General features: G+C 47.2%; 20 protein-coding genes, 1 tRNA gene and 1 riboswitch. Of the genes, 3 read left to right on the forward strand and 18 right to left on the reverse strand.

Features of this window, described 5'->3' with window-relative positions:
• Nucleotides 1-21: 21 nt before the first annotated feature.
• The 13 genes from nrdH to ACN083_RS02955 form a co-directional block, all read right to left on the reverse strand.
• Nucleotides 22-246, reverse strand: a complete 225-nt coding sequence (gene nrdH / locus ACN083_RS02895) for a glutaredoxin-like protein NrdH (protein ID WP_419101333.1) — start codon at nucleotides 244-246, stop codon at nucleotides 22-24.
• A gap of 551 nt (nucleotides 247-797) precedes the next feature.
• Complete coding sequence (locus tag ACN083_RS02900) at nucleotides 798-1,886, reverse strand: App1 family protein (RefSeq protein WP_419101334.1); 1,089 nt, start codon at nucleotides 1,884-1,886, stop codon at nucleotides 798-800.
• Between the two features lie 83 nt (nucleotides 1,887-1,969).
• On the reverse strand, nucleotides 1,970-2,416 hold the full coding sequence (locus tag ACN083_RS02905; protein WP_419101335.1) for a hypothetical protein: 447 nt from the start codon (nucleotides 2,414-2,416) through the stop codon (nucleotides 1,970-1,972).
• A 218-nt stretch (nucleotides 2,417-2,634) separates the two neighbouring features.
• A tRNA-Ala gene (locus tag ACN083_RS02910) sits at nucleotides 2,635-2,710 on the reverse strand.
• A 185-nt stretch (nucleotides 2,711-2,895) separates the two neighbouring features.
• Nucleotides 2,896-3,327: a ribosome silencing factor gene (gene rsfS / locus ACN083_RS02915; RefSeq protein WP_419101336.1), complete on the reverse strand. Its 432-nt coding sequence runs from the start codon at nucleotides 3,325-3,327 to the stop codon at nucleotides 2,896-2,898.
• A gap of 64 nt (nucleotides 3,328-3,391) precedes the next feature.
• A complete protein-coding gene (locus tag ACN083_RS02920; RefSeq protein ID WP_419101337.1) occupies nucleotides 3,392-4,627 on the reverse strand; it encodes a hypothetical protein in 1,236 nt (411 codons plus the stop codon).
• 240 nt (nucleotides 4,628-4,867) lie between these two features.
• Entirely contained in the window at nucleotides 4,868-5,506 is a 639-nt protein-coding gene (gene nadD / locus ACN083_RS02925; RefSeq protein WP_419101640.1) for a nicotinate-nucleotide adenylyltransferase, read from the reverse strand.
• A gap of 120 nt (nucleotides 5,507-5,626) precedes the next feature.
• Complete coding sequence (locus ACN083_RS02930; RefSeq protein ID WP_419101338.1) at nucleotides 5,627-5,860, reverse strand: hypothetical protein; 234 nt, start codon at nucleotides 5,858-5,860, stop codon at nucleotides 5,627-5,629.
• A 170-nt stretch (nucleotides 5,861-6,030) separates the two neighbouring features.
• Complete coding sequence (gene obgE, locus ACN083_RS02935) at nucleotides 6,031-7,584, reverse strand: GTPase ObgE (RefSeq protein WP_419101339.1); 1,554 nt, start codon at nucleotides 7,582-7,584, stop codon at nucleotides 6,031-6,033.
• Between the two features lie 171 nt (nucleotides 7,585-7,755).
• Nucleotides 7,756-8,013 carry a 50S ribosomal protein L27 gene (gene rpmA / locus ACN083_RS02940; protein ID WP_419101340.1) on the reverse strand — a complete coding sequence of 86 codons (258 nt, stop codon included), beginning with the start codon at nucleotides 8,011-8,013 and terminating at the stop codon, nucleotides 7,756-7,758.
• A gap of 51 nt (nucleotides 8,014-8,064) precedes the next feature.
• Nucleotides 8,065-8,376, reverse strand: a complete 312-nt coding sequence (rplU, locus tag ACN083_RS02945) for a 50S ribosomal protein L21 (protein ID WP_419101641.1) — start codon at nucleotides 8,374-8,376, stop codon at nucleotides 8,065-8,067.
• 236 nt (nucleotides 8,377-8,612) lie between these two features.
• Entirely contained in the window at nucleotides 8,613-10,214 is a 1,602-nt protein-coding gene (locus ACN083_RS02950; protein WP_419101341.1) for a bifunctional hydroxymethylpyrimidine kinase/phosphomethylpyrimidine kinase, read from the reverse strand.
• Nucleotides 10,208-10,302, reverse strand: a riboswitch (TPP riboswitch). Its footprint overlaps the gene before it by 7 nt.
• Before the next feature lie 171 nt (nucleotides 10,303-10,473).
• Nucleotides 10,474-13,485, reverse strand: a complete 3,012-nt coding sequence (locus tag ACN083_RS02955; protein ID WP_419101342.1) for an Rne/Rng family ribonuclease — start codon at nucleotides 13,483-13,485, stop codon at nucleotides 10,474-10,476.
• Nucleotides 13,486-13,947: 462 nt separating this feature from the next.
• Between ACN083_RS02955 and ACN083_RS02960 the strand changes: the two genes are divergently transcribed.
• Nucleotides 13,948-14,592 carry a vitamin K epoxide reductase family protein gene (locus ACN083_RS02960; protein ID WP_419101343.1) on the forward strand — a complete coding sequence of 215 codons (645 nt, stop codon included), beginning with the start codon at nucleotides 13,948-13,950 and terminating at the stop codon, nucleotides 14,590-14,592.
• A 92-nt stretch (nucleotides 14,593-14,684) separates the two neighbouring features.
• On the opposite strand, the gene ndk is transcribed toward ACN083_RS02960, so the two are convergent.
• The 5 genes from ndk to ACN083_RS02985 all read right to left on the reverse strand — a co-directional run bounded on the left by ndk (nucleotide 14,685) and on the right by ACN083_RS02985 (nucleotide 21,672).
• The gene (gene ndk, locus ACN083_RS02965) at nucleotides 14,685-15,101 is read right to left on the reverse strand and encodes a nucleoside-diphosphate kinase (protein ID WP_419101344.1); all 417 of its coding nucleotides are present in this window, start codon (nucleotides 15,099-15,101) and stop codon (nucleotides 14,685-14,687) included.
• A 51-nt stretch (nucleotides 15,102-15,152) separates the two neighbouring features.
• On the reverse strand, nucleotides 15,153-15,593 hold the full coding sequence (locus ACN083_RS02970; protein ID WP_419101345.1) for a DUF4233 domain-containing protein: 441 nt from the start codon (nucleotides 15,591-15,593) through the stop codon (nucleotides 15,153-15,155).
• On the reverse strand, nucleotides 15,593-17,017 hold the full coding sequence (locus tag ACN083_RS02975; RefSeq protein WP_419101642.1) for a bifunctional folylpolyglutamate synthase/dihydrofolate synthase: 1,425 nt from the start codon (nucleotides 17,015-17,017) through the stop codon (nucleotides 15,593-15,595). The genes ACN083_RS02970 and ACN083_RS02975 overlap by 1 nt, the downstream gene beginning before the upstream one ends.
• 13 nt (nucleotides 17,018-17,030) lie before the next feature.
• On the reverse strand, nucleotides 17,031-20,321 hold the full coding sequence (ileS, locus tag ACN083_RS02980) for an isoleucine--tRNA ligase (RefSeq protein ID WP_419101346.1): 3,291 nt from the start codon (nucleotides 20,319-20,321) through the stop codon (nucleotides 17,031-17,033).
• Nucleotides 20,322-20,871: 550 nt separating this feature from the next.
• Nucleotides 20,872-21,672, reverse strand: a complete 801-nt coding sequence (locus ACN083_RS02985; protein WP_419101347.1) for an SDR family oxidoreductase — start codon at nucleotides 21,670-21,672, stop codon at nucleotides 20,872-20,874.
• 145 nt (nucleotides 21,673-21,817) lie between these two features.
• On the opposite strand from ACN083_RS02985, the gene valS reads away from it, so the two are divergent.
• Entirely contained in the window at nucleotides 21,818-24,445 is a 2,628-nt protein-coding gene (gene valS / locus ACN083_RS02990) for a valine--tRNA ligase (RefSeq protein ID WP_419101348.1), read from the forward strand.
• Between the two features lie 123 nt (nucleotides 24,446-24,568).
• Nucleotides 24,569-25,972: an LssY C-terminal domain-containing protein gene (locus ACN083_RS02995; protein ID WP_419101349.1), complete on the forward strand. Its 1,404-nt coding sequence runs from the start codon at nucleotides 24,569-24,571 to the stop codon at nucleotides 25,970-25,972.
• The last annotated feature ends 36 nt before the right edge of the window (nucleotides 25,973-26,008 follow it).

Raw genomic sequence — 26,008 nt, forward strand, 5'->3', positions numbered from 1 at the left:
GGTGATGCGAGGTTCAAAGGTTTATGCGCTCAAGGAGCTGATGAGATCTGGGCGGAAGCCTGACCAGTGTTGGTCTCCAGCAATAACGACGGGGGCTTGGAGATAACCGAGTTTTTTGATGTCTTCGAGCGCTTGCTCGTTTTCGGTGATGTCTACGATGTTGTACTCGATACCGTTTTTCTCTAGTGCACGATATGTCATATTGCACTGCATACAAGCCGGTTTAGTGTACACCGTTACTGACATTGTTATCTCCTTGGTATCACCAGCAGGTGGCGATAGGTTCTCGTCGTAGGGCTATAGATTATGGGTTCGTTGTGGTGAGCTCTTTGAAGACTAGTGTTTATCAAGTCTGTGAGCAACGAACGGATTAATACTACATCTAGTGTGCGAGGACTTCTAGATGCCCTAGATAGTGTGGTCTACTCGCCATTTCTCTTAATCCACAGCATTTTTCGCTTATTTATAGGGCTTATGGCAGTTATCCACAATTCCATTTAAACACCTGTCTAGACACCCTTCTTTTGGAGGTCTCTAACACACCGGCAAAAAGGTGTCACCAATGCGCCCCGTGTTCTCAACGGAGGAGATTCAACCCAAACCTGAACTTTGCTGTTACCGGCACTTCTGAGAGAAATTTTTAACGCTTTTTTGCTCTTGGTGTGTCGCCTAGGATGAAATATCACATCCCCCGTTGAGGGGTCAAGCAGCCTTTTACAGGAGCTTCTTAACCCCTCTTGTAGAACCTTCAAACACGACTCAACGCCCCAAAATACTAGGTAGCTCGAATTACACCTCTAGTCTTTGAGAAGCCCTCTATTTTGCAATTCACGAATAAGGCTCGCTCCGTCATTAGCTTCAGACCAACTCTTACCTTTAGTAATTTCTTGAGCGCGGCTATCCCCCCATACCCGCCCAGAAGCTAAGACAGACTCACCAATCGTCAAATTACGAATCAAGATAGCGGCAACATTCTGAGGGTAACGCACCGCAAACCCGCTATAAATCTCAGGATCTCTTTGCCCATCATCCCCAATAAGAATCCACTTCATCTCAGGGAATTCTGCAGCAAGACGCTTAAGCGAATCCACCTTATGTTCTGTACCGGAACGGAACCAATATTCAGGGGTCGGGCCCCAATCAGTTAGCAGAAATGTTCCTTTAGGGTAAGCGTTACGGGACAGGAAACGTTGCAATGTAGGCGTAATATTCCACGCCCCCGTTGATAGGTACATAAACGGGGCATGAGGATGTTCACGGTGGATACGATCTAAAAGAACAGACATACCGGGAGTTGGAATACGAGCGTGCTCATTCAAAACAAAAGAGTTCCACGCAGCTAGGAGCGGACGAGGAAGAGCTGTCACCATGACAGTGTCGTCGACATCGCAAATAACACCAATTTTTTGGTCTGGTGGAACAACATACACAGTTGTTTCTGCGCTCTCTCCCCCAAGAACTGACATAATCACCTGATGTAAACCAGGTTCTAGAGAGATTTCTAGTTGTGCGTCTAGTACACCGCCACGGTCTGTTCGCAATAAGAATGTCTGTGAACCAATCTGAACCGACACTTCAGCATGAGCAATCGCTATTGCGGTGAAAGAACGCCAACCACGGATTTTTTGTTCGGGCGCATCATCATGCCCTGCATCAAAAAACTTTTCGAAGAGATCAGTTTTATAGAGTGCTCGCCCTAGGACACGAACCCAGCGTGTTGTGCCATAGCCAACGCTAGGAACAAAAACAGGTTCTTTATCTGCTCTGCGCGCTCGTTTTTCTCTCCATTGGTGGATATAACCCGCCACACGATATCCCAGATGAGCAGCACCATCAGCTGCTTCACTCGCCATCTGACGTAGGTCTTGAGTGCCTAATGAATCCATACCTCTAGTTTTTCACATTAACGAAACAATGGTGTGAAGATTCGTCTTATAACGAACCTTCACACCATTAAAAAGTTTTTCTTTTAGTGCATTGTCAAAACACAGTGGGCAGCACCTTTACCTTCTGCTTCAGCAGATTCTACAGGCTCAAAAATTCCCATCGATTTGATAGCGCACCGAACAGTCTCTTCAGGTGTTTTAGCATAAACAGATACCGCAATAACATGACCTGATAAGTCATGAATGTCGTCTGCGTTAACTCGGTAGAAAGTTGGCTCTGCGCCAAAAGAATGTTCGTTACCAGAGAATTCTTTCTGATCGATAAAGAAACGCGCTGTACCAGGTTGTGGCTTTTCGCCGATTTCTGCATTGCCAGTGACCACTTCTGTCTCAATAACCACGAAGTCACGATTTTCTTCGAAACCTGAGGTCTTTTCGATGGTAAGACCAGGAACTGATCCTTCAGCGCAACCACTAAGTAGAGCCGTTGCGACCAATGCAATTGAAGCGAAAACTGATTTATTAGCCATACCCAAAAATATAGCGTGTTCCGAGTAAAATACGGGGTATATTTCAGGTATTTTGCGACAGTTCGTCAATAAATTTTGCGGGTGAACCTTTCTCTTCAAGTATCCCCCCAACATACTATTCCCAGCAAACCTATCAGATCTACAGTCATCACGGCTCAAACCTTTTACCCTGATGACAAAAAATGCTGGCTCGGACTATGTCCAAACCAGCACCTAAGTGGTGGAGATAAGGGGACTCGAACCCCTGACCCCTTGCATGCCATGCAAGTGCGCTACCAGCTGCGCCATATCCCCATATATATTTTTCTTGTACCGAAGTACTCACCTATCATACACGACAAAAAAGATAGGAGGCAAATATCTTGAGAAGATTTTTGCTATGATTCTTTGTCTCCAAAGACCCTCTTACAGAAGCTAAAGTACCTCAAACTGTATGCTTACTCTACGTTTAGCCTCTGCAAGAAAGATGACCTCAAGCTTTAGAGCTCATCCTCACGAATCATTTGCTGATCTTTTTCTTGATCGACCTCTTCTAACGCTGGCGCTTCGCTTTCTAACCCAAGGGGAATACGCGGAGCGTCAGACCACAAACGATCAAGAGCATAGAAAGCACGGTCTTCTTCATGCTGAACATGAATCACGATATCTTCAAAATCTAGAAGAACCCAACGCCCACCAGAACGGCCTTCACGCCGAGTGGGCTTCATGTCCATCTTTTCACGAAGGTCATCTTCCACTGCATCAACAATGGCGTTCACAAGGCGCTCATTATGCGCAGAAACAACAAGGAACCCATCAATAAGGCCCATTCTCTCGGCAGTATCTACAGCAAAGAGGTTTGTCCCTTGTTTGTCCTCAGCAGCTTGAGCCGCAATTTTCAATGCTTCGACGGATCGAGGGGAAGCAGTCATCGTGTCCTTTCATGACACTTCATATCCACTAAAACCGAGGATACGAATCATCTAAGAATAAAAATTATTGAAAGAATACAAACCATACAGCAATAACAGCCACAAGAACAAGAGCCAGCACAATAAAGAGCCAAATCTTAGAAGAAGACTCTACTTCACTCTCTGCATTCTCAGGTGCTGAATAATCCACATTCTCGGAATCTTCTACATTTACTGGCGAGGAAGCGTCATGATGATGTTCCGCACTTGAAGCAGCAAGCTGTTCACGAATACTCAATGTCTCTTGCTCTACAACAGAACTCTGACTAAGAGCTTCTTGCCCTTTAGCTGTTTTCTGAGCGATAGAGGCAACGTCGTCAGCAAAGTTTGTTGGTTCAGAGGAAGTATCTTTCCTTGCAAGAGGAAGGACTCCCACAAAACTTTCCTCTTCCTCAGACTCTACAGTATCTTCTAGAGTCAAGGCTGTTTCTTCAGCCCCAGCAGAATCTGCGGAAGCTTCCTGCGCAGAAGACGAAAGAGTACCTTCCCACGGAATAGAAGTATTAGAATCTTCTGTCTGCTGCACAAGAGAATCCTCTTCCCCAGCAGAAGAGACATCTTCTGACAGATGATAGTCACAAGATTCTAAATCTAAGCCGTGTGCATCTACCGCTGCCACCGGCTTGGGCAGGATTGGCTCTTCACGGTATTCTTCTACTTCATCTTCAGATGTTGATTCAGATAAAGCGTCTGAAAGAGAAGGCTCGTCAACATCCGCCACTAACGCATCAGTTGTTTTGGAGTCATCAAAATCTTCTACGCTGACGAGTTCATCATCAAAAGAATAGTCACTTGCAGAAACAGCATGCGTAGAAGCATCAGGGGTATCTTCTTGCTCGCCTTCTGATGGCAAGGAAGAAACCTCTTCACCGGGAGTAGCCGCTATCACGCCAACATCTGCACGCGTATCATTCTCGCCAGTGAACTGTTCGCCGTTTAAATCATCATGAGCGCGAATGTCACCTTGTTCAGCTAACGCAGAAAAGCGTTGTTGAACAGACAAAGCCTCATCACTAATCGATGTTTCAGGTGAGCTAACCTTGGTAGCTGGCATGTATGCAACAGGTTCTTCAGGCAATTCAGTTCCGTCGCGTAAAGCACGCAAATATGCTGCGGCATCAATGCGATAACGCGCAAGACGACGTGGCCCCATAGGGCGAGTAGGAGGCGGAACCTCAATTCCGTCTTCGGTCACAAAGGATTCGAAGAGGTAAGAGTCCTCGACTGAATCTTTCTGTTCCTCAGCGTTATGTTCTGTCACTGATTCCCCTCAAACTATTAGCATCAAATAGATAATATTCTTTTGAAGATTTTACCAACTACTATAGTGCAGCACGATCTTTATCTCATTATATGTTCATAAGAAAAGAACAGCTGCTACTTCTGTGTTGGTGTCTTGTTTATTCTCTTGCGCAATACTGAACAGTAAAAGATACCAACATTTTAGAAAACCTATGGTGAAGACCAATTCTCTGCACGATAACGCATGAGCAGAATTCTTTTACGGTTCTAACGTATTCTTTTCATCCAAAGATTTTCCATCATATAGATGATGTTTATCGATATATCGCACAACACCGTCAGGAACCAGATACCAAATAGGTGCTTGCGCCATCGCCCTATCCCTAATATCCGTTGAAGAAATGGCCAATGCAGGAACTTCCATCAACGCATAGTTTTGTTGATCAACCTTTGGTTTTTCTAGCTCATGACCAGGACGGGTCACCCCCACAAAATACGCAAGATCCCATAACTTATCTGCGTCTTTCCACGTCAAAAGTTGGTTCATAGCATCAGCACCAGTGATAAAGAACAAATCACAATCAGGACGTTGTGCTCGTAGCTCCGTCAACGTATCAATCGTATACGTTGGGCCAGCTCTATCTATATCAATCCGACTCACCGTAAACATAGGGTTAGAGGCAGTCGCAATCACCGTCATTAAATAGCGGTCTTCGGGAGGAGTTACCGTCCGCTGCTTACTTTTCTGAAGAGGTAACCCCGTCGGAACGAAAGTGACTTCATCTAAATCTAAACGAGCAGCAACCTCACTAGCTGCCACCAAGTGACCATGATGAATGGGATCAAAAGTGCCACCCATAACCCCCAGCCGAGTACGGCCGGGGACACGAAAATGCATATTTTTTGGGGCTGGTTGACCAGCATTTTCCTGCTGCACAGGACTCCTTGAAATGAAAGCTATGCTTCATCAGCTCGAAAGCTACACCAAGTTATAGCTCATGAGCCAAAGACGCAAAGACTAGTGACCATGCTTTGCGTGATAATCAGCAAGTGCTTCAACTTCATCGCTACCAATATGGTTAGGAGCATGTTCAGGACGAACAAGACCACGACCACTAAAAGAAATGCAAATAAAGAACATTACGGTAAAGGCAATCACAGCTAATGCTAGATACACATAGGTTGGGATGCCATATACAAGATGTTCAGCGTGTTCGCCGTGTTCACTCGCTAAAATTAGTGCCTCACGCATATTCGAAGTTCCTTCCATCAAAGTATTATTGTGCGGTGCAGGCTCAAAGCCCACTCATATGCTACCTGTTATCTCACTCTTAATGTGAGATAACACCAATGAGAAAATAGAATCTTAGCAATTATGCGCTCTGCGAAGACACTCTTATACGACAAAGAAAGCCCAGAAAATTAGCTATTTTTTTTCTTAGCATCAACAGATTCTGTCCAAACCCCCGCTGCTCTTTCAGCCTCAAGCTCTGCACGAGCAGCAGCCTTAGCGTCCATACGTTCTTTGTACTCAGCTCGTTTCTCAGCACGGGTCGGACGAACAATTTCTTCAAGACGCACATCGGTTCCACGAGGAGAGGTCAGAAGTTCTGCACCGCCAACCATCGTAGGTTCCCAGTCAAAGATAACAGAATCGTTTGATTCTCCAATCACAACAGCATCTCCAGCGCGAGCACCCTGTTTGAAGAGTTCTTCCTCAATACCCAGACGAGCAAAACGATCAGCAAGGTAGCCGACAGCTTCATCATTATTAAAGTCTGTCTGTAAAATCCATTTTTCAGGTTTCTTACCAATCACACGGAACAATGGCTCAAGGTTTCGTTCTTCGCGACGAATTATGAATTCTTGCTGTTTACGATGGCGGAATCCTTTAGGACGAATCACCGCGATATCTTCACCAGCTTGTTCTTTTTCTGCAGCTCTTTGGTCTCTATCTTCTTGAACAATTTTTGCCATCGCAAAAGTCAGTTGACGTAGCCCCTCATGCGAGGCAGTAGAAATCTCAAATACTTCGTAGCCGCGCTCTTCAAATTCAGGACGAACAAAATCAGCCAATTCACGAGCTTCAGGCACATCAATTTTATTCAACACAACGATTTGAGGGCGTTCGTGCAAAGGAACTGTCACACCAGCGGTCGGATCAACTTCGTAGTTTTCAAGTTCACCGCGAATAATGTCAAAGTCAGAGATAGGGTCACGGCCCGGCTCTAAAGTGGCGCAGTCGATGACGTGAACAAGAGCAGAAGAACGTTCAACATGGCGCAGGAAACGATGTCCTAACCCTTTACCGTCTGAAGCACCTTCAATGAGGCCAGGAACGTCCGCTACCGTATAGCGAACGTCACCAGCTTGTACTACACCGAGGTTAGGAATAAGGGTGGTAAAAGGGTAATCAGCAATTTTAGGGCGAGCAGCAGAGATAGCTGCAATCAGCGAAGATTTACCCGCTGATGGAAAACCGACAAGGGCAATATCTGCAATTGATTTGAGTTCGAGAACGATGTCGCGTTCTTCACCGGGGATACCCAATAAAGCAAATCCTGGTGCTTTACGCTTTGCTGACGCTAAGGCAGCGTTCCCTAGTCCGCCTTGTCCCCCGCGGGCAGCAATAAATTCATCGCCAACGTGCAATAAGTCCGCAAGAACGTTGCCATCTTTATCTTTGACGACGGTTCCTTCAGGTACTGATAGTACGAGATTTTCCCCGTTAAACCCATGGTGCATATCGCCTCGTCCAATATCTCCATGAGGGGCACGCTGGTGTGGAGTATGGTGATATTCCAATAGAGTAGTGGACTGCCCGTCAACGGTGAGAATAACGTCTCCGCCGTTACCGCCGTTACCGCCGTTAGGCCCACCCAGTGGTTTGAACTTCTCGCGACGAACAGATACGCAACCGTTGCCACCATGGCCACCAGATACATGTAGTACAACGCGGTCAACAAATTCTGCCACGAAAAATTCTCCTTGTTTCGTTGAGACACTATTTCTCGTATATTTCGCCTATTGACAATAGTGTCTTGATATTTAACGCTATACCTCTGAAGGTTAACAGCTTACTATATGCAAAAGAGGGCAAACACAAGGTGTGCATGCCCTCTTCTATTCATTCTGTAATAGCTAAGATTACTCAGCTACTTCGAGAATGTTGACAACTTTACGGCCCTTACGGGTACCGAACTCAACCTGACCTGCTGCCAAAGCAAACAGAGTATCATCTCCGCCACGGCCAACATTGTTGCCGGGGTGGAAATGGGTGCCGCGCTGGCGGACGATAATCTCGCCTGCGTTGACGGTCTGACCGCCATAGCGCTTAACACCGAGGTACTGGGGGTTAGAGTCACGGCCGTTGCGGGTGGAGCTTGCGCCCTTCTTATGTGCCATCTGTGCCTACCTTAGGTAAAAGATTATGTGAAAATCCGGGACGTTGGGAACTTACGCGTTAATCGCAGTGATTTTAACGGTAGTAAGTTCTGCGCGGAAGCCCTGACGCTTCTTATAACCGGTCTTATTCTTGTACTTCTGAATAACGATTTTAGGACCGCGGAGGTCTTCAATCTTTTCAGCAGTTACCTTGGCGGAAGCCAGGGTCTTTGCATCTGCAGTGACCTTGTCCCCATCTACCAGCAGCAGTACAGGTAGCTCAATGGTGCTACCGGGCTCGCCAGCGACGCGGTCAAGGGTAACGAGGTCTCCTACGGAAACCTTTTCCTGGCGGCCGCCAGCGCGGACAATCGCGTATGCCACTTGGGAACTCACTTCTCTCGACGTCTTTATATTGAACAATTTTTCGAAAGAGCGCAGATCCTGGTACCAAAACATGTAGTGCAACAAGACTCTGAGAAGATTTCTCGTTGAATCTTGAGCTTTCTAAGGATTCGCGCTCATCGAGCATATCTAGTAGTTTCCTACCAGTGGTATCTCCCTCAGGTTCGAACGTGTAAAACGAACTTAAGAAGCACCGAAAGACAAGACTACGACAACTACCCCCGCAAGGGCAAGTGACACGCCGAAATTGGTTCTTCAAAGAAACGTAGCTCTAGCCAACAAGCCCTCAAAAACGCGTTTTTCATGCAGATAAGCTCGTAATCTGGCACTATTCTAGCTATTTTGTTGACGAACTTCACAGCCTGCTGAGCTGATGTCTGAAACTCCTCCGAAGAGTACGCTTCAAGCCATTCCCCGTAGGGGTGCTTTCCCTCATACTCCTGATAAGCAGTATATAAGTTTTTCCCAATCTCAGCGTATAACCAATAGCACGGTAGAACAGCAGCCGCACCAACACCATAACTTTCACCAGTACGCGCTAGAAGAAAATCGGTATAAGCCTCTGTCGTCGCACTTGGGATACCCGTAACATACGCAGAATCACTAAAACGGCTCACCCAGCGACGATGCAATTCAGATTCAACTTCAACAGCCTCCACCGCCCCATGAGCAAAGAACATCCGTGATTCAGTATCTGACGCAGCGATACCAACCTGACCTAACGCCCGAGAATATTCCTTAAGATATAAACCATCTTGGTCTAAATAATAAATAAAAGCGTCCTGAGATAAAGACCCATTACCAAGACCTTCAACAAAAGGACAGCTGTTAACCTGTTCTCTGATAGAGGTACTTAACTCCCATACATATTCAGAAAAGCTCTCACGCAACCGAACCATATCGACCTCCTGTGCATGCAGAAGGTACCTATCAAGGTCGCTTAGTCGCGCACTTTGTTCAGAGATTACAGAATGAACATGATAAAAATGGTCAATCGGCCCGTTGCCGCCACCAACATCAAGTTTTTCGCCATTTTTAATAGCCCCAGTAATCCACCGCTTGACGCGTTCCAAGGCCGTTTGCCAACATCCTGTACGCGCAAGCTCGGTAGCCAAAGCAGCAGAGAAAGAACAACCAGTACCGTGTGTCGTGCGAACCTGCACACGTTCAGCGTATCCAACCCATACTGGTTCACTATGACCTGGCATCATCAGCGCATCAGAAGTCCACTCCCCTGAACAATGGCCACCTTTAACAAGAACTGCAACCTCATGACGATCAGCTAGGCGCTGCCCCTGAGAACATAGCACTTCCCATTGCTCCGTAGCGTCTTCACCTAAAAGGACAGCCATCTCATGTGCATTAGGAGTGATGACATCAGCATAAGAAAATAATGAAGAAAGCTCTGATACGGATTCTTCTTCTGCTAGAGAATCTCCACTTGTAGCTACCATGACAGGATCTAATACCACAATAGGAGGACGATATTTCTGTAACCATGAACGAACCGCAGTAATAACCTCAGAAGTTCCCAACATGCCAATCTTGACAGCATCGATATCAATATCAGCGCTAATTGCTTCTAACTGTTCGGATAGAAACTGTGCAGGAGGGAAAAAGGCCTGTTGCACACCACGAGTATTTTGAGCAGTCAACGCAGTAATAGCGCTCATACCATACCCGCCATGGGCTGCAATAGATTTTAAATCAGCTTGGATACCCGCCCCACCGCCAGAATCAGAACCGGCAATGGTAAGCACCCGTGGATACTCACGTTTTTGGGTAGAAAGACTATGTGATGTTAAAGTGTCGCCCATAAAATCGACATCCCTTCGCTTGTACTAACAAGAGCAGGTTCTGCGGGTTTTTCTCAGCTCTCAACAGAGAGCACCCCGTGTCCTGATATTCACGCACCTATAGTAAAAGTGCTTAAACCTAGCCTAGAAAAAATAGCTTCTACCAGCTAGAGTTTTCAGCGAAGACAACGATTATGACTCTTCTTTACAAGCAGATAAAACAAAGGTGGTGCGCTCCATCTGAAGCACACCACCTCTTTAGCGTTTTAAAACGATAGGATTATTGTCCCTCACGCTTAATCTGGTCAGCTGAAACACCAACACCAAGCATTACCGTATGCTCTTCGTGCGATGAAGTCGTTGAAACTTCGGTGACAGAAGCAACAACACTTTTAGCTGCATGCCCTTCTGAGAGTTCTTGACGCGTAACCGCAGAACCTACACCAGCACTTACCGCACGACGAGAACGACGCTTCTTGCGAGGTGCTGGCATATTCTCAGCAGATTGTTCAGAAACTTTGCCCTCTTGAGCAGTTCCTTCCTCAACAGACTGTTGGCGACCAGGTTGGGCAACACCAGTGACTCGAGGCTCCTGAACCTCTTGTGCTTTAGCCCCCGTAGATACGCTCACTGCCACCGATGCTCCAGCAGAAGATACCGGTGCAGAAGCACGACGAGAACGACGACGCTTCACCGGAGCATCGTCTTTCTGAGCAGAGTCTTGCTCTTCTTTACGTTGCACGTCTCGTCCAGCTTTTTGTGCCGCACGAGCTCGCGCCTCCCCCGCCTGAATGGCAGCTAAACGCTCTGAGTTTTGAGTAAAACGGGAAGAAACGTCTTCATCATTGTCAGACTCATTGATATCAGTGGAATTAGGCTGTTGTCCCTCTTTAGAGTCAAAGATTTGTTCCAAAGACTCCAAGGTGAAGGAGGAATCTTCCGGTGAAGACTCCTGTTCTTCTACATGATCATGCGCATGAGGAAGTTCAACGACTTCCCCACCGATAGTCAGCACCAACTCTGATGAGTCCTCTAACGGTTCGGTATTCTTCGTATCCGCATCACGGCGTGAGGCTTTACGACGTTTCCGTTTACGATGATTCTTAGGTTCGAAGGATTCTTCAGAAGAGTCATTTTCATGTGTTGCAGCAGCAATAGAAGCAACTGCGGCGCGACGAGACTCTTCACGATGTTCCTGTTCAAGGTTGGACTCTTCTGCAGGAGTCTCAACATGAGATTCGCGGATACGCGCAGACTTCTGATGACGAGCACGGCGACGATCTTCACGATCGGTACGTTCATAACGATGAATATAGTCTGATGCGCCGCCGGAGCGTCCTTTAAGAGGTTGGTCATGAACAAGTAGTCCGCGTCCAGAGCAGTGCTCGCAAGCTTCTGAGAACACTTCAAGTAGCCCAGTTCCCATACGTTTACGTGTCATCTGTACCAGACCCAAAGATGTCACTTCAGCAACTTGGTGTTTGGTGCGGTCACGGCCAAGGCACTCTACCAGACGACGCAAAACCAATTCACGGTTTGATTCTAGAACCATGTCGATGAAGTCAATGACGATGATTCCGCCGATATCACGCAAACGTAGCTGACGAACAATCTCTTCAGCTGCTTCAAGGTTATTTTTCGTAACGGTTTCTTCGAGGTTTCCGCCAGAGCCAATGAACTTTCCGGTGTTAACGTCAACAACCGTCATCGCTTCGGTCCGGTCGATGACCAAAGAACCGCCAGAAGGCAAGAAAACTTTACGATCGAGAGCTTTATGAAGTTGTTCTTCAATACGGTAGTGCTCAAAAACGTCTTCTTCGTTATCCCAGCGTTGTAGACGGTCTACGAGATCCGGTGCCATATAAGTTAAGTAAGCTTCAATAGAGTCCCACGCAGAGTCTCCTTGAACAACCATGGCACTAAAATCTTCGTTGAAGACATCACGAACGGTCTTAATAGTCAAATCTGGCTCTTGATACAACATCTCAGGAGCCAAGGTTTTGGGCGCTTCAGCAAGGTTCTTAATATCTTCCCATTGAGCACGCAGACGATTAATATCGTGTGTGAGCTCATCTTCAGAAGCTCCTTCAGCAGCAGTGCGCACGATAACGCCGGCACCTTCAGGAAGTTTATCCTTGAGAATTTTCTTAAGACGAGCACGTTCGGTATCGGGCAGTTTACGGGAAATGCCGGTCATAGAACCGCCAGGAACATATACCAAGAAACGCCCTGGTAACGATACCTGGCTCGTCAAACGAGCGCCCTTATGGCCTACAGGGTCTTTGGTGACCTGTACAAGTATGGAATCACCTGATTTGAGGGCATTTTCGATTTTTCGTGGAGTGCCTTCTAATCCGGAGACATCCCAGTTAACTTCGCCGGCGTAGAGTACTGCATTTCGTCCACGTCCGATGTCGATGAAGGCTGCTTCCATGGAAGGAAGAACATTCTGAACCTTACCAAGGTAGACGTTACCGATGAGAGAATCTTGTTGAGTTTTTGAGACAAAATGCTCTGCTAGTACACCGTCTTCGAGAACACCAATTTGGATTCGGTCATCTTTTTGGCGGACAATCATCTGGCGTTCAACAGATTCACGGCGCGCGAGGAATTCTGCTTCGGTGATACCGCGTTGACGACGTCCTGAATGGCGTGATTCACGGCGACGAATTTTCTTAGCTTCAAGGCGAGTAGAGCCACGGACTCCGGTGACACGGTTGGTGGTGTGTGAGTCTGATAGGCGTGGGGTGCGTACCTTGGTGACGGTGTTTTCGGGATCGCCTTCAGTACCACCTTCAATTTCGATATCTTGCTCTCCACGGCGGCGACGGCGACGGCGACGCGAGGTAACTTCGTCGTCGTCAAGATTAATTTCTGCGAGTCGACGTTGACGGCGTTCTGCTTCAAGCGCTTCACGGCGAGCTTCACGTTCTGCACGCGTCTTTTCCGCAATTTCTTCAAGATTTGGTGAGAAGAACAGCAGATTTGAGGTTGAAGCTGCAGCAGTAAGGTTTTTGAGTTCTTCTGCGAGAATTTCTTTTTGTGTTTTAGGTTGAGATTTTTCTTCTGGCTCAGCTTCTGTTTCAGAAGAATCTTCTGCTTCAGAATTCTCAAGTTCTGAGGTGTGTTCTTCCTCAGTCTTGGGAGTTTGCGTTTCAGTTTCAGAGGTTTCTTCTGCTACTGGAGTTTCTTCTAAATCCAGTGTTAACGAGTTATCCTCTGACACGGTTTGTGATGATGAGTCCGCTTCGGTTTCATTCACCTCAACATCATTTTTGATGTTTTCACTCATAGTATGTACATTCTCCTGCATAAGGAACTAACCGCATTTAGTTCTTACGCTTCAGGTGAGAAAATCTCACAAAAGCTTATTCTTACTCAGCTCATTTCAAACGTTATAGCAACGCTATTATTCGTTATGTGATACAAGGTCTAGCGTGTCATATCTTCACCTTAGAACACATCTGAAGGCATATTACAGGTTTTCACGCTATGAGCTGAGCCAGTAGTTTCCCCGAGTCTGTGCGTTGTGCACTGAACTTTTAAGCGTTATGTCTAAAACTGATTAACGCAGTGTCGGTACCACCTACTGGATAGCTACTTCTGTATGCGGGCAGAAGACTACCACTGCTCATTCTCTCATATACTTCCCAAAATAAGTGCCCTTAAAGCATTCTTTCGAGAAAAGAAAAGCCAATATCTAGATTCACACAGTAGGATAGTTAACGTTTTGTACCCCCATGCGGAGACTCCCGTGACCTATACCTCAGAAGAAAACATGATCGATAACGGCTCTTTAACAATGAACGCCACAGAACAGGCAAATTTTGACCGTAGACTCGCCTTTTTGATGCTGATTGCCGGTGCAGCTGCTTTTATATCTTCATGCATGCTTGTTTTTGAACGTCTACAAATTTATATCGACGCTTCACATGTTTCTTCCTGCGATGTTAACGCGCTACTCAATTGCGGCACGGTCATGCGCACACCCTATGCTGAGGCTTTTGGGTTTCCTAATCCATTTATTGGGTTAGTCGGTTATGCCATTGTTCTTACTATTAGCACCGCTATTTTGGCAGGTGCCCGTTTTCATCGCTGGTACTGGTTAGCCATGAATATCGGGCATTTATTAGCAACGTTCTTCGTCTTTTGGCTCTGGTATAACACCACGTTCAAAATCAATGCTTTGTGTCTTTTCTGTATGTTTGTGTGGGTTGCCCAAATAATCATGACAGGCAGGGTTACTGCACGAAACGTTATTGCGGGGGTTATACCAGCTCCTTCTCATTTGCGTGAGAGCGTCGCTGGATGGTCTTGGTTTGCTATCGTTTTAGTTTTTGTTCTCATCTTCGGAATCATTTTTATCCGATTCTCCGACATTATTCTTGGAATGTTCTAAAACGTTACTAATACCGATAGACAAGAGCGGGTGGGGACAACCAAAATTTTGGTTGTCCCCACCCGCTCTAAGGTTATTAGCACGATACTGGCTTAGGAATTAAACCAGATAGCAATCTCACGCTCAGCAGATGCCACAGAGTCAGAACCATGAATTAAATTCTGTTGCACAGAGGTGCTCCACGCCCGTCCATAATCTCCACGAATCGTTCCGGCAGGGGCACTCACGGGGTTAGACGGTCCCATGATAGTTCGGATAGCTTCTACAACCTCCTCACCTTCAAAAACAGCTGCTACCACAGGACCAGAGAGCATAAACTCTAGAAGCGCCGGATAAAACGGTTTTTCAAGGTGTTCACTATAGTGCTGTGCCAAAAGACTTTCAGTGGGCGTGAGCATTTTCATCTGAGCTAGAGTGTATCCTTTTCGCTCAATACGATGAAGAATCTCACCGACCAGTTGACGTTTGACACCGTCAGGTTTAATCAGAATCAGAGTACATTCGCTCATGAACGGAACCTTCCTTGTGAAGCAACATCTTGCAACCTAGTGTAACAGGGGTTACAGGTTTTTCTGCTGCTTCTCCCATTCAAGCTGTTCACGTTCACGCTCTTTATTCTCACGGTCAAGACGCTCCCCCGTACGTACCGCATACCAATACGTAGCCGTAAAGCACAACCCGATAAATATCAAAGACGGCAAAGCCACACCAGCAAGAATCAACAAACCTTGCAAAGCCCAACCAAAGGTATAGCCCCACGGTTTACGTAAAAACGCTGGCGCAGCTAAAAATGCGCCAATCAAAGCAAGACCTAGCACCCAGATTATGATTTTATAGATGAGAGGGCTATTAAAATTTAGTCCAAAAATCGCCAACGTCGCAAAGAACGCCACAAAAGCTTCCAGTGTTAGCACCGTAGAAGAAAACATCACTTTGATAGAGCTTGGTTTCTTTACCTGCCCTGGTCGCCACTGGCGTTGAGCCTTTGTCAAACGAACCATTATGATCCTTCCCCATCAGGTAACCATGACGAACGCACCTGACCGATAACGGTAATTGAACCGGTAATAAGAATCGCTGAAGAATGCTCCTCATGCTCTAGACTCTGGTCCACCGCAGCATTCAAAGCATCGTCAAGGTACTCGTACGTCTGCACATCATATTCTGAGAGCCCAGCATCAAGAGCCATATCTTTAAGGGTTTCTACGTCAATGGCCCGAGCAGATTCAGATGCGGTGAGGTATAGCTTCGTCTGGAAATCAGCAGAATCAAAGTATTCTTCACGAATCGCTTCAAAAATACCTACTGCGTCTTTTTCTCGTAAAATGCCGATGACAATACCTAAAGAACCGACAGCAAAAGATTCTTTAAAAGCGTGGGCAGAAGCCCGAATACCATGAGGGTTATGAGCTGCATCAAGAATAATCGTTGGAGCAGTTTTAAGAACCTCCAGACGTCCAGGAGAAGTCAACTCCTCCCATCCTTGTCGAATCAGCTCAACATTAAGAGGCTTTTCAGCTCCTCCCAAGAATGCCTCAACAGCTGCAATAGCTACCGCAGCATTCTGGCTTTGGTGCTCGCCAAAAAGAGGAACGGGAACATCCGTATACGTATCTGCTAATCCACGGATATCTACCATTTGCCCACCAACACCAGGGCGACGAGCAAGAACACCGAATTCTACTCCCTCAAAACGATAGCCAGCAGAAACTTCTTGAGCACGTTCTAAGAGAACCTGAGCAGCTTCGGGGTCTTGCACAGCGCTAATGAGCGTACCTTGTTCTTTGATAATGCCGGCTTTTTCAGCAGCAATATCAGCCAATGTTGACCCCAAAATATCAGTATGGTCATAGGAGATAGGTGTTACGACAGAAACTTGAGCTTGCGCAACATTCGTAGCATCCCAAACCCCACCAATACCTACTTCAAGGACAACCACGTCCACCGGCTCATCAGCAAAAATAGCGAAAGCAAGAATAGTCAACGCCTCAAAATAGGTGATACGAGGTTCACCAGCAGCACCCAACTGGGTGTCAATCATGTCCAGATACGGGCGAATTTCTTGCCAGATACGCACAAAAGTTTCATCTGATACCGGACGGCCGTCGATACTAATACGTTCTGTTACTTTGCTCAAATGCGGGCTAGTGTATCGCCCTGTTCGTAAATCATGAGCAATTAACAAACGCTCAATCATCCGAGCTGTCGATGTTTTGCCGTTCGTGCCGGTGATATGAATAACCGGAGCCGCCTGATGAGGCGCACCCAAAATATCTAGGGCGTCCTGAACGGCGTTCAACCTTGGTGCCATCGCATTTTCGGGGGCTCGAGAGAGTAACTCTTGATAAACGTCCTCAACGCCGTAGCTACCTTCATCAGAAGTAGCTACGGCGTTTGAGGTGTTCAACAAGGATTGAGAATCCATGTTTTCTGACAAATTAGGCCTTCTTCACGGTAATAGAAAGTTCTGAAGCGTCCTGATAGTGTACCGAAGTTGCAAGGGTCTCACCAGCAACTAGCTGTTCAAAGCTCTGAATAGCTTGGCGAGTTCTCTCGGGTGCGGCAACAGTTAGCTCGATACGGTCAGAAACTACGAGCTGGGCATCCTTACGAGCCTGCTGAATTGTACGAATCGCATCGCGAGCAATTCCTTCTGCTTCAAGCTCTGGAGTTAACTGAGTGTCGAGAACGAGGAAACCACCACCAGGAAGAACAGACACTGCTTGATGGGACTGCCCAGCCGTTTCATCCACAATAGTTTGCAACTCATACTCATGAGATTCTAGTGCGATAGACCCTCCAGCTACAGTGACTGTTCCGTCCTCTGCAACGGACCAGTCTCCGGTTTTAGCCGCCTTAATCGCTTGTTGCACATTTTTGCCAAGACGAGGCCCAGCTGCACGAGCGTTAACCTTAAGCTGCTGCGAAATACCAAAATCTGTTGGTTTCACATCAGCAGCGTCAAGAAGTCGCACTTCTTTCAGGTTCAGTTCATCAGCAATGATGTTCTCATAGACACCAGATAGTGCTGCACCGTGAGTGACGGCAACAGTCATTGAGCGTAGAGGCTGACGAACACGTAGTTTATGAGTCTTACGGAGGGATGAACCTGCCGAGCAAATCGAACGAGTCGTCTCCATGAGACGAATCAAATCGCTTTCGTCAGTGAATAATTCTGCCTCTGGCCAGTCGGTGAGGTGCACAGAGCGTTCCCCAGTGAGCCCACGGTAAATTTCTTCACTAACAAGTGGCAATAAAGGAGCAGCCGTTTTCACCACAGTGGTTAGTGCCGTGTAGAGCACGTCAAAAGCAACGGTATCTTCTTCAAAGAAACGTTCGCGTGAACGGCGCACATACCAGTTGGTGAGAGTGTCCGTGTAGTGGCGTAACGCTTCAGTTGCACCGCTTACATCATAAGAATCCATCGCCTCGGTGACGGTTGTGATAAGTTCACGAGTTTTACCGAGGATGAAGCGATCCATCACATGTTCAGAGGTATAGCGTAGCTGCGCCTGATATCCGGCACCTTGGTGAGCGGCGTTCGTATATAGAGCAAAGAAGTGGTAGACGTTCCACAACGGAAGCATCACCTGACGTACACCTTCGCGGATGCCTTCTTCTGTCACAATAAGGTTTCCGCCACGCAAAATAGGTGAAGAAACTAGGAACCAGCGCATTGCGTCAGAACCATCACGGTCCAGAACTTCAGAGACGTCTGGGTAGTTTCGTAAAGACTTCGACATTTTTTGTCCGTCTGAGCCAAGCACAATGCCATGAGAGATGACATTCGTGAATGCGGGACGGTCAAAAAGCGCTGTAGCGAGAATGTGAAGGGTGTAGAACCAGCCACGGGTCTGACCGATGTACTCTACGATGAAGTCAGCGGGGTTATGGCTGTCAAACCATTCTTTATTTTCAAAGGGATAGTGTACCTGTGCATAAGGCATAGAACCCGAATCGAACCATACGTCAAGGACATCCTCTACACGACGCATCGTTGACTTTCCGGTGGGATCATCGGGGTTGGGACGAGTCAATTCGTCAATGTATGGGCGGTGTAGGTCTGGTTCGCCATTTTTGTTCAGAGGCAGACGTCCAAAGTCAGCTTCGAGTTCAGCTAATGAACCGTACACGTCCATGCGAGGATAATTTGGGTCGTCTGAAACCCACACGGGAATGGGTGAACCCCAGAAACGGTTTCGGGAGATGGACCAGTCACGAGCGTTCTCTACCCATTTTCCGAATTGTCCGTCTTTAACATTTTCAGGAATCCAGTTAATCTGCTGGTTTAGTTCACTCATGCGATCTTTGAAGTCGGTGACTTTGACATACCATGAGGTGATAGCACGGTAGACCAACGGTGTGCGGCAACGCCAGCAGTGGGGGTAGGAGTGCACATAGGATTTTTCACGCAATAAAGTACCTTGCGCTTTGAGCACGTTGATGATGGTACGGTTCGCCTCAAAAATTTGTACGCCAGCGATTTCGGCAAGATCATTCTGCCCGCTCGGAGTTTTTTCGCCAAAGAGAGGTAAGAACTTTGCGCCCTCATCAATAGAGAGGATGACGGGAATACCGTATTCTTCACAGACTTTTTGGTCATCTTCACCGTAGGCGGGTGCTTGGTGAACAAGGCCGGTACCATCGCTTGTGGTGACGTATTCAGCGACGAGAATTTGCCACGCTTTATGGGTGTTCCATTTTTCGGTATCGGTGAAATAGTCCCATAGTGGCTCATATCGTAGACCTTCTAAATCACGACCTTGGTAGCGGCTAATAATAGCTTCTTGTGCCTCATGAGCCTCATCGTAGCCGAGATCTTTGCTGTAGTTGTTGAGCAAGTCTTCGGCGATAAGGAAACGACGTTCTGAGTAGTTACCGGCGCCAGCGACCACCACATAGGTGATTTCAGGACCAACTGCGAGCGCTTGGTTCGTTGGTAGGGTCCATGGTGTGGTTGTCCATGCCATGGCTTCTACCCCAGCGAGTTCTTGTGCGATGGTAGGGTTCTTCGCTAGTGAGGTGTCGTTGGTAATGGTGAACGCTACGGTAACAGATGGGTCTTGACGGTCTTTGTAGACGTCGTCGTCCATGCGGAGCTCGTGGTTGGATAGCGGTGTTTCGTCTTTCCAGCAATACGGCAGGACGCGGAAGCCTTGGTAGGTGAGGCCTTTGTCGTAGAGTTGTTTGAAGGCCCAAATCACCGATTCCATGTATTCGATGTTGAGGGTCTTGTAGTCGTTTTCGAAATCTACCCAGCGGGCTTGACGGGCGACGTAGTTTTGCCATTCATTGGTGTATTTGAGCACGGAGCTTCGTGCGGCGTCGTTGAAGCTGTCAATTCCCATGTCGAGAATTTCTTGTTTATCGGTCATTCCCAACTGTTTCATTGCTTCAAGCTCGGCGGGAAGTCCGTGGGTGTCCCAGCCAAATCTGCGTTCAACTTTGTGGCCTCGTTGGGTTTGGTAGCGGGCTACAAGGTCTTTGACGTATCCGGTGAGCAGGTGTCCGTAGTGTGGTAGTCCGTTGGCGAAGGGAGGTCCGTCGTAGAAGACGAACTCGTTGGAGCCGTTTTCTCCTGCTTCACGGTATTTGACTGATTCGGCGAAGGTTCCGTCATTTTTCCAGTATTCGAGGATAGATTCTTCAAGTGCGGGAAATGAGGGAGAAGCTTCGACGTTTTGTGCGCCGGATGCGCTAACGCGTGGGTAGATGTTGTTCGTGGTCACGAATGATCCCTTAAGTTTTGTCAGTTTATGGGTCGTGCAAGGACGCCGTTCAAGGTCTCTTGATATGGCGCGGTACCACCTTGCTTACTGATTTTACTTAACGTGCATTGTCTCCCCAACAGTCTACTGTTGGGGAGACAATGCAGTCGAGCGTTTATCAGTCGCTTCGTGACTGCTGTGACGGGCTTACCCGTCCGGTTCTACTAGGGCTGTATCTATTCCGCAGTCTATCCTCGTCGCAACGATATAGTGGTTAGGTGCAGGTACGGCCTGTTCTTCCGGATTGCTCGCCGGTGATGGCCGGGTCTTTGCAACTACCTTAATTTTAGGCAGGTTTTGGGAGTCTGTCTAACAGGGTGTTTTCTGAAGTGTTCACCTTTCTGGAGGTTATCCACAGCTAAATAGTGTTTTTGAGGTCTTTTAACCCCATATCTTGTGTCAAAGCTATGTTCGAACGCTACATAATGGTGGTTATGGAGTTTTTGGTGGCGAGCAGACTCACCCAAATTACAATTTTTGTTCTGGCGCGTTGAGCACTTTCTTGAGAAGTTTAAGAAAGATGACGAATCACTTTATATTGTGCAGCTTGAGCTACTGGGCGCATCACCACTCGGTCTAGATTGATATGGTGCGGAACGTTGACAGCAAAAGTTACGGTTTGTGCAACGTCTGCTGCGGTCAGAGGATTCTCGACACCTTCATAGACTTTTTGGGCAGCTTCAGCAGAGCCTAAACGCTTAGCAGAGAACTCTTCGGTGTGAACCATTCCTGGGCTAATTTCAATGACTCGGATATTGTGTTCTGCTTCTTCTAGACGGAGCGCTTCGGTCAGTCCACGTTGCCCAAATTTTGCGGCGTTATATCCGCCACCACCTTCATATCCAGCTTCAGCAGCAGTAGATGTGAGGTTGAGGATGGTTCCTTCTTCAGACTGACGCAGTGCTGGTAAAAACGCTTGAATCATGTTTAAAGTACCCAAGACGTTCAGTCGATACATAAAGGCCCAGTCTTCGGGGTTGCCCTCAGCGACGGAGTCGACTCCTACAGCACCACCAGAAATGTTGACGAGGGCGTGTAGCTTTCCGTCAGTTTGTTCAAGGACCTGTGTGCGAACAGTCTGAACGGCTTCACTATCGGTAATATCTAGTGGGGTGGGGATGGCTCCAGTGCGTTGAGCGAGTTCTTCAAGACGTTCAACACGACGTGCGACGGCATATACTGTCCATCCGCTAGCGCACATCTGTTCGACGGTGGCTCTACCAATACCGGAGGAAGCGCCGGTAACAACAGCAATTTTCCCGTGACGGGCTTGAGCATCAAAAGGATTTTGAGGAATATAAGTCTCTACCATATTTCCAACTTACCGACAGATAGCTCATCTTCGGAAGTTATTCCTTAAAAATGACAGAGTATTTTTTCATTTTTTGGGGGTTCACCTGCCGATATCACCTCAGATTTCCCCCAGAACAGAACCAGAGCATGAGAGAATTACCAGCATGGCTGAAAATAACCAGGGCACAGACACGCCCGTAACAATTAATGTTCCTGACCGTCCCGGCTTAGAAGGTCTCGAAAAGAAACTTTCTGAACGTTGGGCTAACGAAAAAACGTATGCTTTCAACCGTGAGACAACACGCGAAGAAGTATATTCTATTGACACCCCACCACCGACCGCATCGGGTTCTTTGCATGTGGGGCATATGTTCTCTTATACCCAGACTGACGTTATTGCCCGCTATCAGCGCATGCGTGGAAAAAATGTTTTTTACCCATTGGGTTGGGACGATAATGGTCTGCCAACTGAACGTCGCGTACAAAACTATTATGGTGTTCTTTGCGACCCAGCTATCCCCTACGACTCAGAGTTTGTAGCACCGGAAAAACCCGCAAAAAATCAGCGTGACTGGCCACGTATTTCGCGCCAAAACTTTATTGAATTATGTGAGACTCTAGCTACTGAAGACGAAAAGGTCTTTGAGCAGCTTTTCACCACATTGGGGCTTTCTGTTGATTGGTCTCATACGTATCGAACTATTGATGCTCATTCACGTAAGGTCTCTCAGCTTGCGTTTCTTAACGACCTCAAAAATGGCGATGCCTATATGGCAGAGGCACCTACGATGTGGGATGTCACGTTCCGCACGGCAGTTGCACAGGCAGAGTTAGAAGATAAAGAACGTGAAGGTGCATATCATCGTATTTCTTTCCACCGCCCCAATGGTGAAAAAGTGTGGATTGAAACGACCCGCCCCGAATTGTTGCCTTCCTGTGTAGCTCTTGTAGCTCACCCTGATGATGAACGGTACCAAGAACTTTTCGGTACTACTGTTACTTCACCGCTATTTGGTGTCAGTGTGGAGGTTAAGGCTCACCCGTTGGCTCAGCCCGATAAAGGTGCGGGTATCGCAATGGTTTGCACATTTGGCGACACCACAGACGTCACATGGTGGCGTGAACTACAGCTTCCTACTCGTGCTCTGATTGGTCGTGACGGACGTTTCAGCCGTGACACCCCCGAGTGGATTACTGACGAGCAAGGACGAGCTAACTACGAACGTATGGCTGGTGCCACCGTTTTCACTGCACAGAAAACTGTTGTTGAGATGCTTGTTGAAGCTCAAGAGATGGATGGCGAGCCACGAAAGATTACTCACCCCGTTAAGTTCTACGAAAAGGGCGATAAGCCTCTTGAAATTGTGGCAAGCCGTCAATGGTATATCCGCAATGGTGGACGTGACGTATCACGTAGAGAAGAACTACTCGAACGTGGCCGTGCGATGACGTGGTACCCCTCGTTCATGCGTTCACGGTATGAGAATTGGGTGGAGGGTCTTAACGGCGACTGGTTGATTTCTCGCCAACGATTCTTCGGTGTGCCGTTCCCTATCTGGTACACGCTTGATGAAGATGGCGAACCAAACTACGACGAGCCCATTATTCCTGATGAGCAGATGCTTCCGGTGGATCCGGCAGCAGAGCCTGCCCCTGGGTTCACCGAAGATCAGCGCGGTGTACCCGGCGGATTCGTTGCAGACCCCGATGTTCTTGACACCTGGGCTACATCATCATTGACTCCACAGATTGCTACCGGATGGGCAGTAGATGAACAGCTTCATCAGGTAACGTTCCCGATGGATTTGCGTCCTCAAGGGCATGACATTATTCGTACATGGTTATTCTCCACGGTGGTCCGTTCGCATTCTTTGGAGAACTCTGTTCCATGGGCAAATACTGCTCTATCAGGGTGGATTCTTGACCCAGACCGTAAGAAGATGTCTAAGTCTAAGGGCAATGTTGTTGTCCCCAATGAAGTCCTCGAAAAGTACGGTTCCGATGCGGTGCGTTATTGGGCTGCTTCTGCTCGTCTTGGTGCAGATACCGCCTATGACGAAGGACAAATGAAAATCGGTCGTCGTCTTGCCATCAAACTGTTGAACGCTTCAAAGTTCGTGCTCGGTCTTGGCGCTACACAAGATTCTGTATTGACTACTGCAGAACAAACAAGTGTTCTGACCAACGCTTTGGATCGTTCTCTTCTGGCAAAACTTGCACAGGTAGTAGAAGAAGCCACTCTTGCTTTTGAAAAGTACGAGTATGCTCGTGCTCTACAATTATGCGAGACGTTCTTCTGGTCTTTCACCGATGATTTCGTAGAACTTATTAAAGATCGTGCCTATGGTTCTCGCGGTGAAGAAGAACAAGCTTCTGTCCTAGCGGCTTTGGCAACAACTCTTGACGCACTATTGCGTCTTTTTGCACCGTTCTTACCCTTTGCTACTGATGAGGTCTGGAGCTGGTGGCGTTCAGGTTCAGTTCACCGTGCTTCATGGCCAACATCTGAAGGTTATAAAGCGGTGCTCGAGAACGCAGATGTTCAGGTTCTGCCTACCGTAGGTCTAGCCTTAGGTGGTCTACGCAAGGCAAAGTCTGAAGCTCAAGTTAAACAGCGTACCGAAGTGGCTACCGCAACTATTTCTGCATCGCAAGAAGTTCTAGAACAGGTTAAAGCTGGTGTCGAAGATCTTAAGGCTGCTGGAAATGTGCGAGAGCTTCAATTTGTTGTCGCCGACGTCGAGCTCGCCGTCTCAAAAGTTAAGCTTCTTACAGAAGAGACCGAAGCTTAAAATATCTCTCACGTTACCGCACCTATCCGGTTAACGAGAAGATGGGGAGAACACCGCGTTTTAGCAGGTGGTGTTCTCCCCATCTTTGTTTTCTTAGTTCTTTTCAAAATTTTGGATTTTCTTATGTCGGATTCTTCTCCTCGCCCTTTTGACGCGCAGTACCCCAAATATCGTGGAGATCCCAATAACGTCAGCAAACAACGCTATTTTATGATGAATATGGGAAAGCGAGTTCTGGAAGGGTGGGCCGATAAACTTTATTTTGTGTTTGCTGGAATCGCCTCTATCTGGCTTGCGGTGGTAGCGCTGATTGATTCGTGGTATCACAGCTGGTGGGGTATTCTCATCGCCTTTGGTTTTTGGTTCTTCTCTGCTTATCTCACGTTGCCTCGTTTTCATCGCATCATGACAGACCTGTATGTTCCCGACTATTTTATTGGACGAACTCGCACAGGCGATGGTCTTCTCGGAGACCCCGTCAATATCGGACTCCGTGGAACAGCAGACGAGATTCATACTGCGATGAAAAAAGCAGGATGGGTCAAAGCAGACCCCGTTACGTTGGCATCTTCATGGCGTATTATCGTCAATACGCTCAGGAAGCGTCCTTACCCAACGGCTCCGGTTTCGCCTCTTTATTTATTTCATCGTTCTGAGAATTTTGCCTATCAGCAAGAGGTAGATGGCTCCCCTAGCAAACGTCACCATGTTCGTTTTTGGAAAGCACCTGAAGGCTGGAAATTGCCAGGTGGCGAACCCGTTGATTGGCTTGCTGCAGCAACTTTTGACAGAGCAGTAGGACTCTCCCTATTCACTTTTCAAATTACTCATAAGATTGACGCTGAGACAGATAAAGAACGTGACTATGTCGTTGAAACAGTGTTGTACTGTAATCAGAAGGCACGCTCTGATCTTATCGAGGATTTCTCTTCTGGGTATCATTCCCGTAACGGTGGCGGAGACACCATTCTTACCGATGGAGATTTACCTATCCTCGATTTGACGTCGGTATGCAATCATCAAGATGAAAGTCACAACGCCCAACGACATGAGCGCATGCATCGTCGTAGGCCTTGGGAATTAGTAGAACAAGCGCCGTTGAGTGTGTGGCTTGCTTCTGCTTTTACATCTTTAGTGATTCTTCTGCAAGCATTCTTGAGCGTTACACATTTAGGTGTTCTGATTACCCCGAAAGATTCCTTTGAAGTAGATGTTCAAAGGTTCTGGCAGATATACATTGCGCCGGTTGTTATTGTTGTTATCTTATGCATCACAATTATTCAGATTTTCCTCGTGGTATGGACGATTCGAGGAAGTCAGTTAGCGCGTAAAATTCTCCTCGCATTATTGTGTTTTTCTTTTATCTCTAATGCGTTGAGTCTTGTTTTTGGTACGGAACAAGATATTAGTACTACCTATACCATATATGTACTCATGGCATCTCAAGTGTATGCACTCTTAGAGTTCACCTCCGATGGTGCAGTAAACTATACCTTCAATATCACTCGGCAGAAATCTCGTCGTTAAGACAAAAGGTGAGGGGTTGGGGCACAAAAGATATTG

This window comes from Rothia sp. CCM 9418 (genome assembly GCF_048512825.1).
In the GTDB taxonomy this organism is placed as follows: Bacteria; Actinomycetota; Actinomycetes; order Actinomycetales; family Micrococcaceae; genus Rothia.

Bases quoted from the DNA above. Each gene is read 5' to 3' on its own strand.
- nrdH (WP_419101333.1), bottom strand. From the start codon at position 246: ATGTCAGTAACGGTGTACACTAAACCGGCTTGTATGCAGTGCAATATG.
- ACN083_RS02900 (WP_419101334.1), bottom strand. From the start codon at position 1,886: ATGGATTCATTAGGCACTCAAGACCTACGTCAGATGGCGAGTGAAGCA.
- ACN083_RS02905 (WP_419101335.1), bottom strand. From the start codon at position 2,416: ATGGCTAATAAATCAGTTTTCGCTTCAATTGCATTGGTCGCAACGGCT.
- rsfS (WP_419101336.1), bottom strand. From the start codon at position 3,327: ATGACTGCTTCCCCTCGATCCGTCGAAGCATTGAAAATTGCGGCTCAA.
- nadD (WP_419101640.1), bottom strand. From the start codon at position 5,506: ATGCATTTTCGTGTCCCCGGCCGTACTCGGCTGGGGGTTATGGGTGGC.
- ACN083_RS02930 (WP_419101338.1), bottom strand. From the start codon at position 5,860: ATGCGTGAGGCACTAATTTTAGCGAGTGAACACGGCGAACACGCTGAA.
- rpmA (WP_419101340.1), bottom strand. From the start codon at position 8,013: ATGGCACATAAGAAGGGCGCAAGCTCCACCCGCAACGGCCGTGACTCT.
- ACN083_RS02950 (WP_419101341.1), bottom strand. From the start codon at position 10,214: ATGGGCGACACTTTAACATCACATAGTCTTTCTACCCAAAAACGTGAG.
- ACN083_RS02955 (WP_419101342.1), bottom strand. From the start codon at position 13,485: ATGAGTGAAAACATCAAAAATGATGTTGAGGTGAATGAAACCGAAGCG.
- ndk (WP_419101344.1), bottom strand. From the start codon at position 15,101: ATGAGCGAATGTACTCTGATTCTGATTAAACCTGACGGTGTCAAACGT.
- ACN083_RS02970 (WP_419101345.1), bottom strand. From the start codon at position 15,593: ATGGTTCGTTTGACAAAGGCTCAACGCCAGTGGCGACCAGGGCAGGTA.
- ACN083_RS02975 (WP_419101642.1), bottom strand. From the start codon at position 17,017: ATGGATTCTCAATCCTTGTTGAACACCTCAAACGCCGTAGCTACTTCT.
- ACN083_RS02985 (WP_419101347.1), bottom strand. From the start codon at position 21,672: ATGGTAGAGACTTATATTCCTCAAAATCCTTTTGATGCTCAAGCCCGT.
- valS (WP_419101348.1), top strand. From the start codon at position 21,818: ATGGCTGAAAATAACCAGGGCACAGACACGCCCGTAACAATTAATGTT.
- ACN083_RS02995 (WP_419101349.1), top strand. From the start codon at position 24,569: ATGTCGGATTCTTCTCCTCGCCCTTTTGACGCGCAGTACCCCAAATAT.